A 19,843-nucleotide genomic window follows, 5' to 3' on the forward strand; every position below is an offset into this window, starting at 1 on the left:
CCTCAATGCATGACCCAGCCGCCGTCAACTGCCAGCGTCTGTCCGGAAATGAAACCCGCCTCGTCCGAGGCAAGGAAAATGATGGCCGCGGCGATGTCGCCTGCGTGCCCGCGGCGCTTCACCGACTGGCGTTCAAGCACCATGCGGTTGTAGCCGTCGGGATCGGGATGGATCTTCTCGGCGTCGGTGGGAAACGCGCCCGGCGAGATGGCGTTGACCGTGATCCCCCACTTGCCGAACTCGCGGGCAAATGCGCGCGTGGCGCCCACCATCGCACCCTTGGATTGCACGTAGGGCAGCAGGTTTTCCCAGCCGCCGGACAGCGTGATCGACGAGATGTTGATCACGCGGCCCCATTGCTGTTCGCGCATGCCGGGCAGGGCCGCGCGGACGATCTGAATCGCCGCCTCCACGTTTACGCGGTGCACGCGCGCCAGCTCTTCGTCGCTGTATTCCTCGAACGGACGCGAGGGGTAAATCGCCGCGTTGTTGATGACCACATCAATCGGGCCCTGGGCGGTCAGCTGCTGAAGGTGCGACTGCAACGCGCTGGCGTCGGCAAGATCGGCCTGCAGAATGTGAAGCTGGTCGGAAAACCGCGCCGGCACGGTGCTGCGCAAGCGATCGATATGCCCGGCGTGGTTGTCCAGCGCGATCACGCGGGCGCCTGCTTCCAGCAGCGCCAGCGTGGTGTCCACCCCGAAACCGCCCGCCGCGCCCGTGAACAGCACGCGACGGCCTTGCAATGAGAAGCGCGCGCTCATGTGCGCCCCGCGATGGGCGCGAAACGCCCCGACAACGGCGGATAATCGGCCTCGGGCTGCACCGCGATCGCGCGGATGCGTGCTTCGCATGCCGCGATTTCGGCGGACGTGCCCAGCACGCTGAACGTGGTGTCGTAGCGGCGTTCTTCCCCATGCTCGAGCCAGATGAGCTCGTTGCGCTCACGCGCCGCGCCCTGGCCCAGCACATGGTTGGTCGAGGGCTCGATGCCCATCGCATATTGGCCCGATTGCAGGTTCTGCCATTGATACTGGCACGGGAATTGATGCTTGAAGGTGCTGACCTGCATGCCCAGGGCCAGCTTATCGTTCACCAGGGCCACCGGGACGCTGCCGTCGGCGGCGGCGGCCATCTCGTGCTGCCACACCTGCTCATGAAAGCCCAATTGCGGCGCCGGCATGCGGCGGTAGCCCACGCCCTGTTCGCGGTAGGTTTGCTCGTGTGCGGCCCACACCACATCGCGGATCGGCGCCAGATAGCGCGAGTCGGCGTCCAGCACCGGATAGCCCAGGTTGATGTGATAGCAGAGCATGTGCGGCGTGCGGTAGAAGCCGCGATTCACCACGCGATCCGACAGTTTGATGTCGTTGGTGCCCACCTCGATCTCGATGCGGCGGTGCAGCTCCAGGTGCTCGCCGAACACGGTGCCCTGGCTTACGACTCCCTCCGCCCATAGCACGCAGCGATCGCCGTCCCAGCGTTCGCCGTAGCCGGTCAGGCGCGCCGGTATGGTGCCCACGCGGCCGTGGATGGACTGCTTGGCGGTCTTGCGCGGGCCGTACACATAGTTGTCGGCCGGTGCGTCGTACATGAACAGAATGTGGTCCAGTCCGCAGGTGATCATGAGGCCCGAGAACGAGCGCATCCAGCCCAGTCCGCCTTCGCCTTCATAGTCATGCAGGCCAGGATGGCGATAGCCCGACGGCGACTGCCATCCCATGGCGAAGCCGCGGTATTCGCAATCGGCGATGTCCATCGCGCGATCCACCAGCACCGTAAAACGCAGGCCCGTGCCGCTGCGGAACTCCAGCATGCGGATACCGCGCTCCAGCCCGTCGTCCAGCGTCATCAGGCGTACGCCGGCAAACTGCGCAAGCTGTCCGGTGCGCGCCTCCACGTCGCGGCGCGTCATCCAGGTTCCGTAAATGTCAGGCATGAGTTCTCCCTGGCAAAGGCGCGGGTGCGCGTTTGCCGGTGTCGGTGTTCAGAATCGTGTTCGCAGGCGCGCCGCGGGCCTTAGGGAAGGGTGGTTCGCGGTGCGCCTCTGTTGCGGCAGGCGGCCTACAGGCCGTTCGCGCGCAGCCGCTCGTCCAGGAAGTTCTTGGCGCGCGGCACGTCGTCTTCGGTCAAGTGCTCGATGATGATGGGAATGTTGGGGTGCTTTTTCGCCAGGCGCTGCAGGTAGAGGTCGTAATTGAGCGCGCCCAGGCCCGGCGCCGGCAGCTCGATCTCGCCCACCCCACGGAAGGTATGGCTTTCGGCCGCGCCGTCGTCACCAATGTCGCTGTGCTTTTCCGACTTGTCATCGCCCGAACGCTTCACGTCCTTGGCATGCGCGATGCAGATTTTGTCGGAGAGGGCGTCGAACACCTGATTGAGCGTGCGGTCCATCTGGTCGATGTTGTGCGCTTCGAAGTAGTTCGTCGGGTCCATCAAGAGGCCAAGGCCAGGGTGATCCACCTCGGCGAACATGCGCAGCGTTTCCTCGACGGAACCCACCACGTTGTTCACGTAGGTCTCAAGCAGGAAGACCGCGCCATGGTCATAGGCATGTTGCGACAGCTCCGCGATCATCGCGCGGCACTGGTCCCAGCCTTCCTCGGTCTTGTTCTTGGGGTGATGCACCCAGTCGCTGTCGGTGGCGAACGTGCCGGTTTCCGAGATCACGTAAGGCGAACCCAACTGGCGCGCGTGCGTGAGGATCTCTTTGAGATAGCCGTTGCGGCGCTGGCGTTCGGCGGGATCGGGATGAACGATATTGGTATAGGCCGAGATGCAGGACACCGGCAGGTTGTAGTGGCGGAAGGTGTCGCGGATCTGTGCGCATTTCTGCGCGGTCAGCTGCCCCGGGCCGAGCTCCATGTCCTTGAAATGCAGGTCCAGCTGCACGGTGTTGAAGCCGTGCGAGCGGATCACCTTGGCGGTGCGCTCCAGCTCATAGGGAAAGTAGCCCGAGAAGATTCCGGTCTGGATCATGATGGTTTGTCTCCGTCTGTTTTTTCTGTCTGGTTATTCAACAGCCGGCAGCCGTACTGTGCGGCCTTCGGCGATGGACGTGTACGCGGCCTCGACCAGCGCCATCGTGCGTACGTTGTCGGTCACGCTCAACGCAGGCTCGGTGCCGCTGGCCAGCGAGTACTGCAACTGCTCCATCACGCCGATGAAGGCATGCGGAAACCACATCGTGTCCCACGTGGGAGTGACCCAACGCCCGTCGGTATGGCCCTTGGCCGCGCGCGAGGCGTAGCTCAGGGTCGACGGCTCGCCGGTGGGCCAGCCGATAGTGCCGCGCGCGACGCCCTCGGTGCCTTCCACGCGCCAGCGGATGTGCTGGTCGTCGGGGTATCCCTCGGCCCGCGGGCCCGACCACACATCTTCAAGCGACAGCGCGAGCAGGCCGTTGCCAAAGCGCAGCGTGGTGCTCACCAGCCCATCCTGATGCGCGAACTCGGTGCGCGGATCGGGGCGGGTGATGCTGGTGATCTCGGTGGGCTCGCCAAACAGATAACGCAAGGCATCAAGGTGATGCACGCTCATGTTCGAGAGCGTCAGCCGGTCATAGCCGCGCAAAAAATCCTGCCAATGCGGGATCGCGTGCATGTCGATCTGCGCGAACACCGGCGTGCCCAGCACGCCCTGGTCGAGCAGCTGCTTGAGCGTGCGCATTGATTGGTCGTAGCGCATGTTCTGGTTTACCGACAGGATCTTGCCGGCGGCCCGGGCCTCGTCGCGCAAGGCGCGGGCTTCGTCCAGCGAAAGGGCAAGCGGCTTCTGTGCCAGCACGCCGCGCACGTGCGGGGCGCGCAATGCGGCGCGAATCAGCGCGGGCTGCAGGTCGGGCGGATACGCGATGTCCACGATCTCGATCTGCGGATCGGCGATCAGGGCCAGGGGATTCTCATGCACACGCGGGATGCCGTAGCGTTCGGCGATCTCGGCCGCTTTGCTTTGGGTACGCGACGCGATCGCCGCCACCGTGAAGCCGGCCTGCTGGTAGGCCGCCAGATGGCATTCGGCCATGATCATGCCGGCGCCAATGCAGCCGATGCGAAAACGCCGTTCCCGAACGGGCGGGTCGGGCACCAGGGTAGGGTGCGACATGTGCTCCTCCTGCCGGCTTGGTATGCGCTGTCGACTGCCAGGCATCCTGCCGTGCGGTGTTTGATGTTATTGAGCCGCGATAATCACATCAAAACAATCAGGGGTAAAGCTAGATGACGCTCCAAGGGCGTAAACGTTACTTTTCTGATCCCGAATGATTGCAAATGATGGGTTATGATGGCCTCGCCACCATCGTCCTGATGGTGTTTTGAGAGCCTGGCCCCGCATGCGTCCCACCATTTCCCTCATTGCCCGTGAAGCCGGCATGTCCACCGCCACCGTGGACCGGGTGCTGAACGACCGCGACGGAGTGCGCGGCAAGACGCGCGACCGCGTGCTGGCAATCGCCAATCGCCTTGGCTACTTCGTCCAGGGCGCCGATGCCGCCAGCCAGGATGTGCGGGTCGATTTCGTTTTACCCGCCGGCACCAACAGCTTCATGACTGCGTTAGGCCAGCACCTGCTTGAAGAAGCCGCCACCCGGCCCGATGTGCGGGCCCGCCTGCATCTGATCGAGGGATTCGACGCCAATAAGCTCGCGCAAAAGCTCTACGAGCTGCGCGACCAGACGCAAGCCGTTGGCCTGGTCGGGCTGGATCATCCCCAAGTGCGCGACGCCATCATGGCGCTGCGCGACAGCGGCGTGCATGTGAGCACCCTGGTGTCGGACATTCCGATCTCGGCGCGCCTGGGTTACGTGGGCATCGACAACCGCGCCGCAGGCCGCCTGGCCGCGCTGTTGATAGGCCGGTTTCTGCCACAGCACACAGAGCGGAAGGTCGCGGTGTTCGTGGGGTCACTGGCGTATCGCGGCCACGAAGAGCGGGAGATGGGCTTTCGCTCGCTGCTGAGCGAAGAGTTTCCGCACCTGCGCATCGCACACATTCTGGAGATCGGCGACGACCGCGACCGCGCCTTTGCCGTCACGCAGGATCTGCTGCGCAAAGAGCCGCCGCACGCGATTTACAACATCGGCGCCGGCAATCAAGGCATCGCGCGGGCGCTGAAAGAGGCGCGGCCGGCTGAGGCGCGGCCCGCCGAGGCGTGGCCAAACGAGGGTCGCGCAGGTAAGGCAGCCTCCGCCCATCGCATTGTCTTCGTGGGCCACGACCTCACCGAAGCCACGCGCCGCCTGTTGCTCGATCGCACCATGGACGCCGTGATCGACCAGAACCCGCGCGTCGAAGCGCGCGAGATCGTCAAGCTGCTGGTGGCGGCCGTGAAGGGCGCGCCCGAACCCAGCTACCTGCCGCGGCTTCAGGTCATCTTCCGGGAAAACATTCCGGAGCCGTGATGGCATTGCGACGGCGCCAGGGCTGGATGGTGGGCAGGGTGGGCGTGGTGCTATTTAAGGTCTGTTGCGCCTGAGTCGGTGCGCCGATTGCCAGCCCAAGATTTCCCGCCGGCGGATCGCCTTGTGTACTTGAAAAACGGCCGGCGAGCACCGGGCGATTCGCTAGTCAGTGGACGTGAATTTCAACGGTACGACGAGGCATCGGCTGCAAACGCCGGGGCAATAGGAAGACTTTATGACCGCCTTGAGGACACAAAGCCTGCGAAAAAGAAATGGCTGGACGGAAAGTTTCCAAAAAAAAAGCATGTCCCCAAAATTTGAAAATAAATTGTTCTTGCGGAGCTGCTTCGGCGCCGTCTGGTCGGAAAGCCCTGTACGTCCAAGCCCGGGGATTTGAGGGAAGCTCTATTGGAGTCCAGGCCAACGGCGTGCTGTTAGGACGTCGCAGGCTAAACGGGACCATGTGGACCCATTCTCCCCGTATCACGGCCACCGAAACGAGGGGAGGCCGCACAATTCACGTCTACGTCTCAACATCTCGTCAAAGGAAGGGAGTGACAGCGGTTTGGGTAGGATCTTATGACCTGCAATTTGACAAAATACGTGACCGGTTTTCAGATTTACGCATTTCAGCCAAGCATTTAGCGCATTGGCAACATCTCCCGTGATCTGCATTGGGGGCTTATAGTGCAGCCTTCCTCTCATTGTTTTGTTCCTTTGGTATGACCAAAAATACGTTCCATCAGCCTTAACCAAACCGGACGTATGTGTGGCTAGTAAGGCTCGCTGGTCTTCGTAGCTTCGCTCCACCGCTACAAGGAGAATCAGGGCTCTGTCCCGAAGTCCGGTTGGACTGGCGTCACACGATGACAGGAGTATGCGTCGTTCGTCCGGATCCACTGACAAGCCCAAGCGATCGCGCCTTTTCAAGCGGGTTGTGCGCTCGCTTATTGCATCAAAACACTGAACTAATTTGATCTGGTCTATCTCTGGCCATCCCATCAATTTCAGATAAGTTCTTAATGCTAATAGTGAGTTAGAAATTTGCCTGGTCTGGAACGGTCGGGAGCGCTTTTTAAATCCATTATTAACCAAAAGGCAATTTATCCAGGGTGGCAGAGTCCCTTCTAAAGAGCCCAAGGACAAGGGAAGCGAGTGGTGGTCCTCGATAAATTGGAGGATTACTTCTGTTGTTGGGGGGGAGCGAAGAGTAGTTCCAAATCGAACGTACTGCCATGCAGCCCAATAGCGCATCGCAGAGGCGAACCGTGCAGGAACAGAAAAGTTCGGATCGCGAGCCCTTAATTGAGCATCACAAGTGCGTACAGCGTCTTCAATCTCCGTAACCTGACAGAGAGATGAGGAATTTATTTCGTCTGTCACTTGTGCACCATTGAGGCGATGATCTCAAGATTTCACGTTGCGCGAGTCAATGAGCGCACGTCGGGGGATAATATCCAACCAAAAAAGAATTGCGATCGGGTGATCTGTCGAATCCGTAGCCGGGCACCTCATGCACTGCAACGGGAACGTCGAGGACGAAGGTTTGATATGACTGATGGGTGCGAACGCATGCCATATCTCCTGCAATGCCACTCCTTTCTTTTTTTTACCTTTGAATGTGGAAATATAAAAATAAGTCTGAAGAGCGATCGAGATGTTCAGATAGGCGTAAAAAGAAAAATAGAAATATTCCGCGAGATTAGAGCGCGACGTCGCAAATAACTTCACGATCTCTGCGCGTGGATGCACGACATATTGGATATTCTCACGTGTCCCCGGCGCCGCATGCAGGTGATCGGATTGCGGCCCTTCAAAAGCGGTGACCCACCATCGGTAGGCCAAGCGTTCCGGAGCAAACGTATAGTGTATTGGCGCAAAACAACGATTACATATGTCCCATTCCCACTCGCTGCGCTCGGCCCTAGTCCCTTTAATACACAACGCTGGTGTCTCGGCGGTGATCCGGCGGTGCGCCATTTCATACGCAGCCCTGATATCTTCCGAGGTATTTTTTCCCTCCGTATTTTCATCGCTGGGGGCAGCGAATATCGGCCGAATGTGCAATCCTGTATTGTGATAAACATGTTTCTTTATCGCATCTGGCGGCTTTTCGAATATTGATGCTAGCTCGACGGCGCGTCCGCGATCAATCGATGACTCCATCAAGCCATAGTCGTTATGCCAGCCTGCGTCATTTATGACTCTAGAGATAGAACTTATCCACTCAGCAACTGAAGATCCCGCTCTTTGTAGTTCTTCAAAGTTGGGATCTCGGCGCACGGGTCGTGGGTAGTTGCCCGCATGAGGCCATTTACAGTATCTACAACTCCAGGGGCTTCCCAGTGTAGTGGAGAGGAGGCCGAAAGCGGTAAATGGCTTGATGCAAGAGGGGCAGTATCGGGTCAAAGGTTGGTTGTGGATAGGACAAGACCGTATACACATGATCTGATGCAACACGGAGTGATAACCTCGTTCCATGCACATTGGGCAGACTCTAAGGTGCTTTTGACATAAGAATGCGTCATTGTCACGCTGAAATATGTCGCCCTCCGATACTGGGCTATATATTTTCCCTCGGATTCCGAGTAGTCCCTCAATGGAACGTATCTCGAATAGGAACCCTTCGTAAGTCGGAAATTTTTTCTTCTTCGCCTTAGGAAGCATATTCTTCAGTTCCGCCGGGCTCAGCACGTTTTCCATTCGTAAGCGCCATGCTAGGCTTACATGACTTTCAAACGGACGATGCCATCCCTGCGCCCATGAAAGTACTTGTTTTGCCGTAGCGTCCATTTCGTTTTGAGGCAAAGATAGCCCTATCTGCCCAAACCAAATGCATCATCGAAGCCTGAGTGCATGACCGCTACTCGCCATAGCTCCTCGTGTCCGGCAGCATTTGTTATTTCCTTGGGGTTCCATCTGAAAAGAAAATGTCGGATAGCTGCGGTCAGCCATTGCATGCCAACCTTCAGCTCATCTGGCCTGCAGCGGGCGATATCTGCAAATGAGTTCCAGCAGTATCGAGCTTCTTCCCTTAGGCGCCACCCCCCGGAAAACGCTTTTGCTTGGAAAAACTCAGAGTAACTGATGTCTGTGGACATCGGAAAGGAAGCGATAGAGTGATCATCGTACGCGCTCAGCACATCTTCAGCTTCGTCGGCGGTACACAGGGCGCTGAATTCTTTTGTCTGAAGAAAAAATCTGCCAACTATGTCGCGACGTCCGGCGCTTAAAAGTGCTGATTTCATGTTGCAGAGGTGTTGGTCGCCGAAGAAGACTATCGTTAAGTAAATGTCTCTCCGCTCCATATCATTTACTATGTCACGCAATCTGGTCAGGTCAGACATCCAATAGTTTTGGGCCTCATCAATAAATAGAAGGAGTTGTCCTGATCCAGCGTCTTGGGACAGAGCCCCGAGATGATTCAAGAGTCTTATTCTCTTTTCGGGCGCCGTGCCTTTCTCGTGAACAGCATGCATTAGATCGAAAAGAAGGTCGCTGAAAAGAGCCTTTTCGGTCGATTTTTCGTGATTTTTTGCGACTATGGTTCGAATAGGCAGTTTGGGAAAAGACTGCGGAAGGATCTTGGTTAAGAGTGATATAGCGCAAGATTTGCCCACTCTAAAATCGCCGTGGTAGCACATGCCAGGTTTTCTTTGAACCAGGGCATCAACTACGTCTTCATACGCCGCTCGGATTGGCGCGGTTGGGATTTGTCCATTGCCTGTAAGGATAGGATGACCAAGCAAGGCCTTGTCCCTGTCTGGCCCTGGATTCAGAAAGCGATCACGGTCATTTTCTTCCATTTGTGTTCCATTTTGGTCGGGGTATTATCCTTCGAAGCTCGTCAGGCAATGAACTTATGAGGTCTGGACCGGATCTGTCTACAACTTGTGGATGGATACTTTGAGTCACCAGTAAATTCGGTTTAGACTCGGGGGGAAGGTCACGTACCGTGTCTCCAATTTCTCGCTGCAGTCTATGAAATGCGGTGGCTGCTTCCGAAATCTGTTCTGGCCGATATCGGGCATCCAACAACGCTTTTCTCTCAAGATTTCGCGTGAAAAGTTCGGCCGGGTTTTGTAGTCTTAAATTTTGGGTTCTACCAATTTCTTTGCCTTTATTCATTAGATCCCGCGCACGTTTAGTGTGCTTCAATCTTCGCCAATGTCCTTGCACCGTTAGTGTCCCCATTGGCAGGCCGGATAAAGTAAATATCTGAATGTTGCGAAAATCCTCATCGTCAGCGTAATGAATGCGGACATCGGTTCCAATCGCTTTAAAGTTGTTCGCAAGCTCTGGACTCGTGTACCTTTCTCCACCCAGTTGCACATATGGACGTACCCCACGCGCTATATTTCCCCGTATCGTCCCAGGCTCAATGTTTACTCCTAGATTCGGACTCTGCCCGGTCGGCAATGGGAGAGGTCGAATGAACAGTGGCGCGTCGGTAGACTCTATATAGTCTTTAAGGGCATCAAGGGGTGAGCGACCACCCAGAGCATCGTGCTTCAGGATGTTGTAGTGAGCAATGAATACATCGGTTAGGGCCTCTAGTTCGTCCACCGTGATTCGGTCCCTAATGGCGTTATGGACGGGATCTGTTTTTCTGATGTCTGAAGGATTTGAGCCGGTCGTGCTCGGGAGGACCTGAAATCCGAATTGCTCAAGTGTTCCAAAGAAGCGTTCTAGTTCTGCATTTTGGTACCAACCGCCGGAAGGCGCCCAGACGAGATGGCATCCCAGACGGCGACGCGCCTTTTCTGCGATTCGCTTGCTTAGGTGCGCCAAAGCGTTGTCGACGGATAGCACCGAGCCAAACGTATCTACCAGTTGGGGGAATATGGCGGACGGAAATCCACTATCTATCGTGTGGGGCGGCACTCGTTCCGGCAAGCGCACTGGTTCCCATTTTGACACGCTCATCTTGAGTGCCCTTTCCACGGTCCGCGCAGATACTTCGTCTTCAAAACTGACTGCGTAGCCAAGGGCGGCTCGGAGAAACTGTTCGAACACCACTACGATCCATATTCTGCTCACCGCTATATATAAGGGCCCAGTCGGGGATTCAATTTGTACGCACCCAATGCAGTCGATTCGATGAGCATCGAGAGAAACAAAGTCGAATGGCTGGGTTGATGTGGTGACCCAGAGGGACTCCACGCCCGTACCAAGTTTCAAACGATTTGCGGCTGCCACTCCATACCGAGCGCGTATTCCCCGTGCGGGATTGGACTGGATGAGCGTCTTGACATATTTTGCGAGAGCCTTTCTACCGCAAGACAGTGTATTTAAGGGGTATTCCGTCTCAGGAATTCCGAGTTTTCTGCATTCCTCTACTAGAATTTTTGTCAGCGCTTTTATCGTAATTTTGGTCTGGAACCGTTGCTTGTGTTCGTTTGGGATGTGCAGTATTTCGTCGTCGATTCTTGCTCGCAATGATGGATAGCTGCTCATCAGCAGGCTGAATAGGCCTGCGAATCCGACCCGTTCAGAGTCCGAGCGGAGCTTAGTGTTCTTCCGAACATATTGACGTAAGCGAAGATGAGGGATCAGTGCTCTCCATCCCGCTAAACGCCCATCTACATAGGTACTTAAGCAGCGTTCGAAGAGTCGATGAATCTCCGTCGGCGTCGTGTTGGCGGCCTTCGCTGCAAGCTTGATGCTGTTGGTCCGGCAATATGTCTCAATACCCGCCTTTCGAAGTAGGTAAAGGCGTCGAGATTCAGGGGGGAGGGCGTCAGCGTCCACGCCGCACCATAGACGAAAGTCCAGCAAATGTTGAGCTACGGTGCTAGGTGTTAAGAGAGTGCGGCGGGGCATCTGATTGCCTTTCACGTAGCAAGGTACGTCTAGACAAGGGCTCTAAATCTAGATCTGCCTCTAGTCGGCCTATTTGAATGAGCCGGAATATGGCCGCGTAGAGTTTAGGAATCTCTAAATGACCTAATTCGTTGGTCAGCGTTTCCAGTGTGGCGGTGCGGCAGGCGCGCATGACTGAAGCCACTTCAACCATCGAAGGGTCCAGGGGATGGTCACGGCAGGCCGCGATCCAACTTATTGCGCGGGCCCAGTTCCCAAGTAGTAGCGATCTAGCTTGTATGTCGGATTTCGTCCTGCAAACGAGTCGCGCGCCCGCCGCAGTGGCTGCTTTGGCGGCGAGCTTTAAAGAGGCGAGCCTAATGTCGTGTTCGGCGGCTTCGGTAAAGTGGGCCGTTGCTGTATCGTCGAAAACGGCATGCCATTCGGTCATTCCATCTGCGAATAGTGCTGTGCTCACAACAAGCTTTGACACTGATCGCGGTACGCTGTGCGCCGGTGCATAGTTCACCGCGCTAACTCGAGGCGTGGCCTCGAGCCACAGATAGTTTGCCCATTCGAGCTGGCCTTCGAGAACCCAATCCGAAGCGGAGTGACCGCTGTACACGTACCACAGTGTGGCCGCAGGATTGCCAGACTTGTTGTGCGCCCGCGCCAGATTGACGCGGCGGCTAGTGCCGGGACGACTCTGTTCGCCTGTTCCCATTGTTGCCCTCCGAGTCGGGTCTGGATGCCGAACTGTGGTGCCAATGCATGCGATTACGTCTGTACAGTTCGGAAAATTGCGCTTTGTCGACGAGGTTGAGAATTAGGGTTTTTCCCTGTGCTACCGCTGCGGAGTTCGCCCCTATGAGCGGCACCTTGCAAGGGGGGCCGTTGCGGAGTTCAGGCGTTGCAAAAACGCACGAGGCTCGATCAAAGAGCGCAGCAGGACACGATTTAGCCAGGCTTGTCATTCGCCCCCGAGGGTGCAGCGGGCGCGTCTCGAGTACTAGAAGTGGACTTATATTTGTATTCTTGTAGCCACTGCCCGAGCGGCTAGGTGGGGCGTCCTGTCGGCGTCTGTTTGCCACAATGCGGCTTCGGAGCGACGAACCGGATAAGAATGCGCGTTCCCCCGCGGCTACGTCTGTAGCTGTTGTCGAAGTTCATTGAAGGTGGAAACTCGACGCCTTTTCGATCAGAGACTCAGTGAAATTTTGTTCGTTCACTTTGGGCACAATGGTTCATTGAACATGGCATTCTTCCCCAGAAAGTTCATTGAACTTGGATGCTGAGTGATTCCATCACATCGCGAGGCCTTCAATCCCGGTCCTCCTCGCCCACACGACAACGGCGGTGAGCTAGACACGGTTGACGAACGACCGCCGTCGACCAGTAGCGGGCGCTCATGATTACATTCCGAATGACCGCCTGAAACCGTAAATCGGACATGGCCTGGAATTCTCATACGTAAATACAGTAATCTTCGGTTTCAATTTCGCGCGAGGTGACAACTATGATTCCGCTAAACACAATCTGTTTTCCTAGGCTGCGATCATCGTGAGCGCCGGGTCCATGTCAGCGATTTTCGTTCACATTTCTGACATCCACTTTGGTCAGGAAAAGGACCAACGAGTCCACATCCACAACGATGTGAAGAAGCAGTTGATCGTAGACGCGAAGCGCGTCGTGAAGGACCACCTGAAGGCCAACGCAGCAGCGATCCTGGTCACGGGCGACATCGCATATTCGGGAGTGGAAGAGCAATTCAAAGTGGCGGGTGAATGGCTCGACGCGCTGGCGGCGGCAGTCGGCTGCCCGCAAAACCAGGTGCAGATGGTGCCTGGCAATCACGATCTCGATCGCAACAAGACATCTCGAAGCGCGCAACACTTGCTCGACCTGATCCGGGCCGGCGGCCCAGCGGATTACGAGGAGGTGATGAACAATTCCACGGACCGCGCAGCATTGTTTGCTCGGTTTGAGGATTATGAGCGTTTTTGCTGGGGCTATCGGTGCGAGCTGAATGGCGAGGCAAAGGCCGCGACGAATCTGCAGATCACGTTGGCGCCGGGACGGTCGATTCGCTTCATCCGTATGAATTCCTCGCTTCTCTGTACCGGAAAAGAGAGAGACGACGAGCCCGAGCTTGTACTCGGCGAGCGACAGTTCATCATCGATCGTGACGACGGGGTCGAGAACATCGTGCTGATCCACCATCCGTTGAACTGGTATAAGGACAGCGGCGATGTAAAGACGTATATGGACAGCCGAGCGCGGGTGCTCATTACAGGGCACGAGCACCATCCCAACGTCACCGTGAAGCAGGTCGGCGAGGACGCCGACCTGATGATGCTGGCGGCAGGTGCGACCGTGCCCTTCAAGTCGAACGAGGTCTACACTTTCACTTACAATGTGATCGAGTTCGAGTGGGACCCTGACGACGACGATTTAATCGTCACGATGCATCCGCGGGCTTGGGATCCGAAGGGAACATGTTTCGTGGCAGACAACAAGCGTCTCGGCGGCGCACAGCCGCAGTACAAAGTTCGCTGTCCGAATTTCAAGCTCGCTCCTCGGCCACCGGTTGTTGAGGAAGAGGCCAAGGCGGCAGCGGGAGGTGCGGCGACCGGCATTGCGTCACCGCCTTTGGTAGAGTTGGTCCCTGCAGAGGTCGATGAAGGGGAGGTCGCCGAGATGCCACCCACGGTAGAAGGTTACGGACCGATCGAGCTGCGCTTCTTCAGGGATCTGCTGGAGGGCGAGCGCTTGCGCATCCTGATCACGCTGGACGCCGTTCCGCATGACTCCGACGAGAGGATGAATCGCGGCCTACAGCGAAAGCTGTTGGAATGGCTGGCGAGAGAGGGAAAGCTCTCTGACGTTGAGCGGTTGATGAATGAGTATATGGAAGAACGGACGAAAAAGGAGACTTGATGGAGAATCTGGCGGCTCACATGCGGATCACCGGCACGCCGGTGTCGAACGACGATGTCGACACTCGCCGGTTGGCCATCAAAGATATTTCCGGGGAGTGGAGGAAGGGTAAGAAAATCGGGCAATCGCTTGCCACCGCCGCCGGCATTGCGCAGGCTCTGCACGGCGAGGTGCCGTCTGCCACGTTCGGTGCAGAGGTACAGATGGCGGTGCAGGCGCACGCCTCCGCGTTCCTCTATGAGGAATCGCCATTCGAAGTCGGCATCGTGGGTGGGATGGCGTTCCTCGGGATTGCGAAAGAGAAACCACGTGCGACGAACGAATGGATGACGGCCGAAATACTGTGCGCGGCGGTCTGGTCCGCTCTGTCGTATCAGCAACCGCTCGCCGAAACGAAGCGGGAGATGCTTCGGTCGGAGGTGCTCAAGGCGGCGGGAGAGTATGTCGCCCTTGCGGCCGATGCTAGCCGCGCCCGTTCGCAGGTGGATGATTTTGCAGCACTTGTGATCACGCTCGCCGCTCCAGAGAAGGAAGAGGGCGAGACCGAAGTTGACTCCGAGGCAATGGCCACAGCGTCGTCGAATTTCGCGAAGGCCACCCTCGCGACGATCACGGCCCTTAGGCGCAATGCCGCGCTCGACCGCGAGGAGTTGGACTTTCTATGGTGGGCGCAGCTCAACCACAGTCGTCTACTAGGCAAGCAGCTGGCGTCGCTGGCGGAGCCTGTCCGCTTGGTAGCGGCGGGGATCGAAGGTGCGTCCCATCTGCGCCGACTTCCGTGCGAGGTACATCGCGACATCGTGCTCAAAACTCTCGACAAGGATCCAGAACTGGATTTGAAGAAGTTGCTGACCACGATCGGAGCAGAGCGCGAGAAAATCAGCGCCCAATACGTCGATGGATTGGCGACGGAATGGCCAACAATTTTCCCCTTGCTGAATGCGCTGGTGACTGGGCGGTCCGACGGTCCGGAACACGCGGTCAAGCGTCGAGCCTCGGAGTGGGGAGCCCGCGCGCTGCTTGAGGCGGGAATGGTTAGGTACTTTGGCGCGGGAGCCGCAAAACTGTGACCGGAACGTGCAAAATCGAAGGCTGCACAGTCGATGAAACCGGCAAGTGCGCAATGGAAAGGGACCCAGCCACCTGCGAGAACAGGGTAAATGTTGGTTCTTCGGTGGGCGCGTCACCTAGCTCTTTTGGGGACGCGTCGAAGGTCGGCGGCGCTGATGAGGACGAGGAGCAGAACCAGAATATCGGTGCCCCCGTCCTTGAGTCGACGGAACACGCCCCTGCATTTCCCTCCAGCACGACCCTCGGTCTCGACGTGGTTAACCGCCTGATGCGGTCGCGCTATGTGACTGGCATCGGCATCCTGGGCGAGTCAAACTCGGGCAAGACCGCGTGCCTTGTAAGTCTGTACCTGCTTGTTTCAAATGGTCTCCTGAAAGGGTGGACCTTTGCCGATAGCGCCAGCCTAACGGGGTTCGAGGATATCGCACGCGCGGCGCGTGTCTGGAACGACGGCCAGCCTCCCGATCAGATCACCTTGCACACTGAAATGGCCGACGATCGCCAGCCCGGCTTGCTGCATCTGCGGTTAAAGCGGAAGTCAGATGGCAAGCGAGTCGACATCACCTTGCCAGATCTTCCGGGCGAATGGACCGAGGCGTTGATCAAGTCTTCGCGGAGCGACCGGCTGGAGTTCATGAAGTCAGCAGAGGCGATGTGGCTTGTCGTCGATGGCAAGGCTCTCCGCGAGCTGACAACCAGGCAAGGCGCAATCACAAGGCTCGGCGAGCTACTCGGACGGCTCGAGGAAATGACCAAAGAGTGTCCGCCAAAAGTGCTTGTCGTCGTCACTTACGGAGACAAGGGCCTTTTGGATCGGAGCATCCGCGACCGCCTGGAGGCGGAGATCGGGAAGCGCGCCCTTTCGGCCGAGATCGTGGAAGTCGCTCCAGTGGCGGATGACGACGAGACCTGCAAGTCGGGATTTGGGATTGAAGCGCTCCTTGACGCTTCCATCGGCGTCGCGCCTGCGAAAGTCGAGTTCTGGACGTCGACTACGCCTATGGCAGGAGCGCGGGCGTATCTTGGCTATCGGAGAGATCGATGAGCGCTTCGGTTGTCGTTTTGGGCGGCCCGGATTCCGGGAAATCGAACTATATCGCGCGTTTGTGGACTGCTCTGCGAGAGAAGAAGGGCGAACTGGTCGAGGCGGTTCAGCCGACCGACATTGATTTCGTTCTAGAGGCCGCCGAACACCTCTTCCAAGGGCAGTTCATCCATCGGTCCGAGCAAACAGAGGACCGGCGAGACTTCGAGGTGACCGTTGGATCCCGCTCAAACGGGAAACAGGCGAAGATTGTGGTCCCTGACGTATCGGGTGAATTATGGTGGCGCGCCGTCACCGACCTTGATGTATCCCCCGATCTGATTGAAGACATGCGTGCAGGGTCCGGCGCGCTGCTCTTTCTGCGCGAGGGCTCGGATCAGAACGTCCAGCCCCTCGATTGGATCACAGCCAAGAAGTATCTGTCCAAGTTGAAGGTAGCCGATGACAAGGGCGCTCCGACTCAGGTGATGCTATGCGAGTTGATCCGGTTCCTCGAGTTAACACTCGCGCGGCGCCCGGACGGCGCAAAGCCGCGCCTGGCGGTCGTGGTTTCTGCATGGGATCTTGTCGGTGCCGATGTGTTCGAGAGAGGGCCGATGTGCTATCTCGAAGAGGAGTACCCGATGCTCGCCGGCCGACTCGACGATGTGTCGACACTCGACGTGCAAGTCTTCGGTCTCAGCGTGGTGGGAGGTAATCTGGACGAGCCGAGTTTCAAGAAGAACTTTTTAGAGAAGGGCATCGACGGACATGGATGGGTAGCGATCCGCGCGACCGAGACTGGGACGTGGACGAAAGATCCCGACTTAACGAAGCCGGTCGCCTGGGCGATCGGGCTTTGATAACGTGATCGTCGTCGACACTCAAATACATGGCTACCTGCGGGGCCATCAGCTCCTGTCTTCTTCGGTCGACCTCCCCAAGGGGGACCAGTCGCTGATTGACAGGCTGTCGGATGTCGCCGGCCCACTGCGCCCCAATGAAAGGTTCAAGCCATATCTATCAGGTTACCCGCTACCGAGCGGCGATCGCTACATCCTCGCCCGAACGTGGCAGGATCTGACGGTAGCACGCGCTGGCTGCGTGCGGACGCTTAGCCTCGTCATTCCCACCTCAGACTGGGCTACGGCGATCAGTCTTACTCCGTTCCTGGATTTGCTTGACCCGTTTAGTTTCCCGCAAGCCAGGGAGGCCGCTTCCTGCAGATTGTCGTTCTCGGAGAAGGTCCGGCCGATCGCGGCGGTTCCGGAATTTCGAGGTGGCGAGTTACTCGAGGCGCTCTTCCTGGAGGAGTCAAAACCAGTCGTAGTTTTTGGCGCGCCCGAGCCCGACCTTGTCGCAACGAGGCTTATAACGGCAGTGTGGGCCGCCTTCCGGCGGGAGTTCGCTTTCTCGACATTTGCCCGCTCTCCGCGCAGCATTGAGGGGCGACAGTTTGACCTCGTGTTTGCGCCGAAGGACGCCCGTTCGAAGTTCGCCGACTGGTCAGGGCGTCGGATCGATGGAACCGCTGACAACGTTGCACGGCATCGGTGGACCAGTGACATTGTAGAACGCGTCTTCGTGGCACCTCTGCCTCGTCTGCTGTCTGATAGCGAAGCGAAGTCGGCTGAATCCCGCGACGCGAAGAACCCCTCTTTGCTGCGAATTTCGCTCCTGTGGCACGAACTGATTGGCAAAGTCCGTACGACGCCTGCGGCCGTCCTCGGACTGATCGACATCGCCAATTCCCGCGGGGTCTCGAATTCGGACACGCTGGAGGTGCTTGACGACGCGATCGCGATAGCGTTACGGACGGCGATCGCGGGCATTTCTCCAGACCAGGCATGGGAATTCGTCACGGCGATAGCCCGCAAGATACGCGGGCTCGACCTTCACGATGGACAACTGGCACTTCATGACGCCGCGGAGCGTCTTTCAATTTCTTCGCCACAGGGCGCCATCGCGTTTCTCTCGCAGCCCGTCGCTGAGGAAATCCGGTCGAATCTCATTCCAGCCATTGCGAGCGGCATGGCGCGCGCGACAGACGAAGCGATTTCAAGCGCATTGCTGTTGGCGTCCCCGGATGTGCTCGGCCGCATATTGGCTGTGAGCGACGATGTGGCGCGGCGGACGGCTGAAGATCCGCGTCTGCTGGATCGCGCGCAGGCAATCGTACCGGATCTCCAACCGCATCTGCTCTCCGAGGTTCGGGAGCGGCTTCTGCCGCTGCTGATCAAGGAGCGACAGCTCCCGCTCGCAGCCTCCTTGATCAGGACGCTCGACACTGACGATCTTATGGCCGAGGTCCGTCATCTGGACGTAGCGACAGGTTTAGCCATACCGGGGTTAGTCGATCTGATCGTCAGTCGGGCACATGAGCTGAACGGCATCGGGCTGTTGCGCGGGTTGTTGCTAGGGCTGTCGCCGCACGATGGCCGGGATCGAACACTCTTCGCGACGCTGACAGCGTCGCCCGCGGATGTGTCGTGGCTCCTTGGCGAGAGCCGAGTTCCCGATGGTCTCGTTCGTGTGTGGCTGGTTTCGGTGCTGACGTCGGCCTCGCCGGAGGAATTCGCTGCGATTTTCGCCGATGTCGACCTGCGTGGCCGCGTGATCGCCGCGCTGCCGGCAAACGCAATCGGCGTGAGACGCCGCATGCTCTCCCATGGCGGTTTGTCTCTAGACGCCTATCTGAATCTGCTTCTCGACCTACTTCCTGTGCTTGATCCAAGTGAGGTGAGAGATTTGTCCGGTGACGCTCTTTGGCGGTGCCTTCCGACGCATTTCGGGCGGGACGAGACGCAGACGATCTCCCGTCTGCTCGGAGCAATGGGCGATGGTCTTGATGCCGGATGGGCGATTCGTCGCGGACTTGAGAATGGCGTTCCGGCAACCGTAGCGAGCCGCAATCTCGTCGCGCTTAACTTGGCTCCGGCGGTTCCGCGAGGACGGATCGTGGCTGCCGTGGACGATCTGGCGCACGCATTGTATGGGCGTTACGTGATTGACGTGGACAATTTTGCTATCGATGCGGCCGCAAACCTGCTCGCAGATGCTAACGATTACGCGTGGCCTGCGGCATTAGCTGCATCCGGACGGCTCTTGCCGCTCCTCATGCGATCGCAGCAGGCCCCTGTGTCGGCGCTCGTTGCTGTGGCGTTCCCACCGGTATACCGGGAGTGCGCGAAGGCCAACGGCATTCCTGACCTTCTGATATTCGTGCCGTTCATGGGTTGGGACAGATGCAGGTCCGCTCGTCACGAGCTCGTATCCGCGTTTCTTGAGTCACCCGTCTGGGCTCCTGGGGATCTTGCGCTTACGTCGTGCCGCTGCGGAGACGTCCAGAAGATATTTAAACGTGTCTCAAAAAGCCTCCGTGGAGATGCGTATCTCAGCCGGGTTTTGAGTGACCTCGATCATCTGCAAGCGGAGTGCCGCGACGCAGTTGAGACGGCCATCTCCGATATAAGGTCGGCATAATAGGCGAAGTAGGCTTGGCGGGACTGACGTCTTCGCTAACTACCAAGGGAAAACCTCAAGAGAATTTGGCTGTGCGAAGTTATTCCTCGCGGCACGCAGAACCGATGCGCGCGTAGCGAGTATGGCCT

General features: G+C 58.0%; 13 protein-coding genes. 6 read left to right on the plus strand and 7 right to left on the minus strand.

Features of this window, described 5'->3' with window-relative positions:
- Positions 1-2: 2 nt before the first annotated feature.
- From HV765_RS03260 to HV765_RS03275, 4 genes are all read right to left on the minus strand, one after another.
- Positions 3-764, minus strand: a complete 762-nt coding sequence (locus HV765_RS03260) for an SDR family NAD(P)-dependent oxidoreductase (protein ID WP_054422212.1) — start codon at positions 762-764, stop codon at positions 3-5.
- Positions 761-1,939 carry an aldose 1-epimerase family protein gene (locus HV765_RS03265; RefSeq protein WP_175168760.1) on the minus strand — a complete coding sequence of 393 codons (1,179 nt, stop codon included), beginning with the start codon at positions 1,937-1,939 and terminating at the stop codon, positions 761-763. Before HV765_RS03265 ends, HV765_RS03260 begins: the two co-directional genes overlap by 4 nt.
- Positions 1,940-2,064: 125 nt before the next feature.
- A complete protein-coding gene (locus HV765_RS03270; protein ID WP_175168761.1) occupies positions 2,065-2,979 on the minus strand; it encodes a sugar phosphate isomerase/epimerase family protein in 915 nt (304 codons plus the stop codon).
- 33 nt (positions 2,980-3,012) lie between these two features.
- Complete coding sequence (locus HV765_RS03275; RefSeq protein WP_175168762.1) at positions 3,013-4,104, minus strand: Gfo/Idh/MocA family protein; 1,092 nt, start codon at positions 4,102-4,104, stop codon at positions 3,013-3,015.
- Positions 4,105-4,330: 226 nt separating this feature from the next.
- On the opposite strand from HV765_RS03275, the gene HV765_RS03280 reads away from it, so the two are divergent.
- A complete protein-coding gene (locus tag HV765_RS03280; protein WP_175168763.1) occupies positions 4,331-5,398 on the plus strand; it encodes a LacI family DNA-binding transcriptional regulator in 1,068 nt (355 codons plus the stop codon).
- A 1,407-nt stretch (positions 5,399-6,805) separates the two neighbouring features.
- Here HV765_RS03280 and HV765_RS03285 read toward each other — a convergent pair.
- The 3 genes from HV765_RS03285 to HV765_RS03295 form a co-directional block, all read right to left on the minus strand.
- Positions 6,806-7,564 carry a hypothetical protein gene (locus HV765_RS03285; RefSeq protein WP_175168764.1) on the minus strand — a complete coding sequence of 253 codons (759 nt, stop codon included), beginning with the start codon at positions 7,562-7,564 and terminating at the stop codon, positions 6,806-6,808.
- A gap of 650 nt (positions 7,565-8,214) precedes the next feature.
- Entirely contained in the window at positions 8,215-9,204 is a 990-nt protein-coding gene (locus HV765_RS03290; protein WP_175168765.1) for an ATP-binding protein, read from the minus strand.
- Positions 9,191-10,855: a hypothetical protein gene (locus HV765_RS03295; RefSeq protein WP_175168766.1), complete on the minus strand. Its 1,665-nt coding sequence runs from the start codon at positions 10,853-10,855 to the stop codon at positions 9,191-9,193. The genes HV765_RS03290 and HV765_RS03295 overlap by 14 nt, the downstream gene beginning before the upstream one ends.
- 1,920 nt (positions 10,856-12,775) lie before the next feature.
- On the opposite strand from HV765_RS03295, the gene HV765_RS03300 reads away from it, so the two are divergent.
- Genes HV765_RS03300 through HV765_RS03320 form a run of 5 tightly spaced genes read left to right on the plus strand, consistent with a single transcriptional unit; the run spans position 12,776 to position 19,715 of the window.
- Positions 12,776-14,137, plus strand: a complete 1,362-nt coding sequence (locus HV765_RS03300) for a metallophosphoesterase (protein ID WP_175168767.1) — start codon at positions 12,776-12,778, stop codon at positions 14,135-14,137.
- The gene (locus tag HV765_RS03305) at positions 14,137-15,207 is read left to right on the plus strand and encodes a GTPase-associated system all-helical protein GASH (protein ID WP_175168768.1); all 1,071 of its coding nucleotides are present in this window, start codon (positions 14,137-14,139) and stop codon (positions 15,205-15,207) included. Before HV765_RS03300 ends, HV765_RS03305 begins: the two co-directional genes overlap by 1 nt.
- Positions 15,208-15,260: 53 nt before the next feature.
- Positions 15,261-16,253 carry a TRAFAC clade GTPase domain-containing protein gene (locus tag HV765_RS03310; protein WP_217483330.1) on the plus strand — a complete coding sequence of 331 codons (993 nt, stop codon included), beginning with the start codon at positions 15,261-15,263 and terminating at the stop codon, positions 16,251-16,253.
- Positions 16,250-17,095 carry a TRAFAC clade GTPase domain-containing protein gene (locus HV765_RS03315; protein WP_175168770.1) on the plus strand — a complete coding sequence of 282 codons (846 nt, stop codon included), beginning with the start codon at positions 16,250-16,252 and terminating at the stop codon, positions 17,093-17,095. Before HV765_RS03310 ends, HV765_RS03315 begins: the two co-directional genes overlap by 4 nt.
- 4 nt (positions 17,096-17,099) lie before the next feature.
- On the plus strand, positions 17,100-19,715 hold the full coding sequence (locus tag HV765_RS03320; protein WP_175168771.1) for a GAP1-N1 domain-containing protein: 2,616 nt from the start codon (positions 17,100-17,102) through the stop codon (positions 19,713-19,715).
- Positions 19,716-19,843 lie beyond the last annotated feature (128 nt).

The sequence above is a fragment of the Achromobacter kerstersii genome (assembly GCF_902859595.1).
Taxonomy (GTDB): domain Bacteria; phylum Pseudomonadota; class Gammaproteobacteria; order Burkholderiales; family Burkholderiaceae_B; genus Achromobacter; species Achromobacter kerstersii.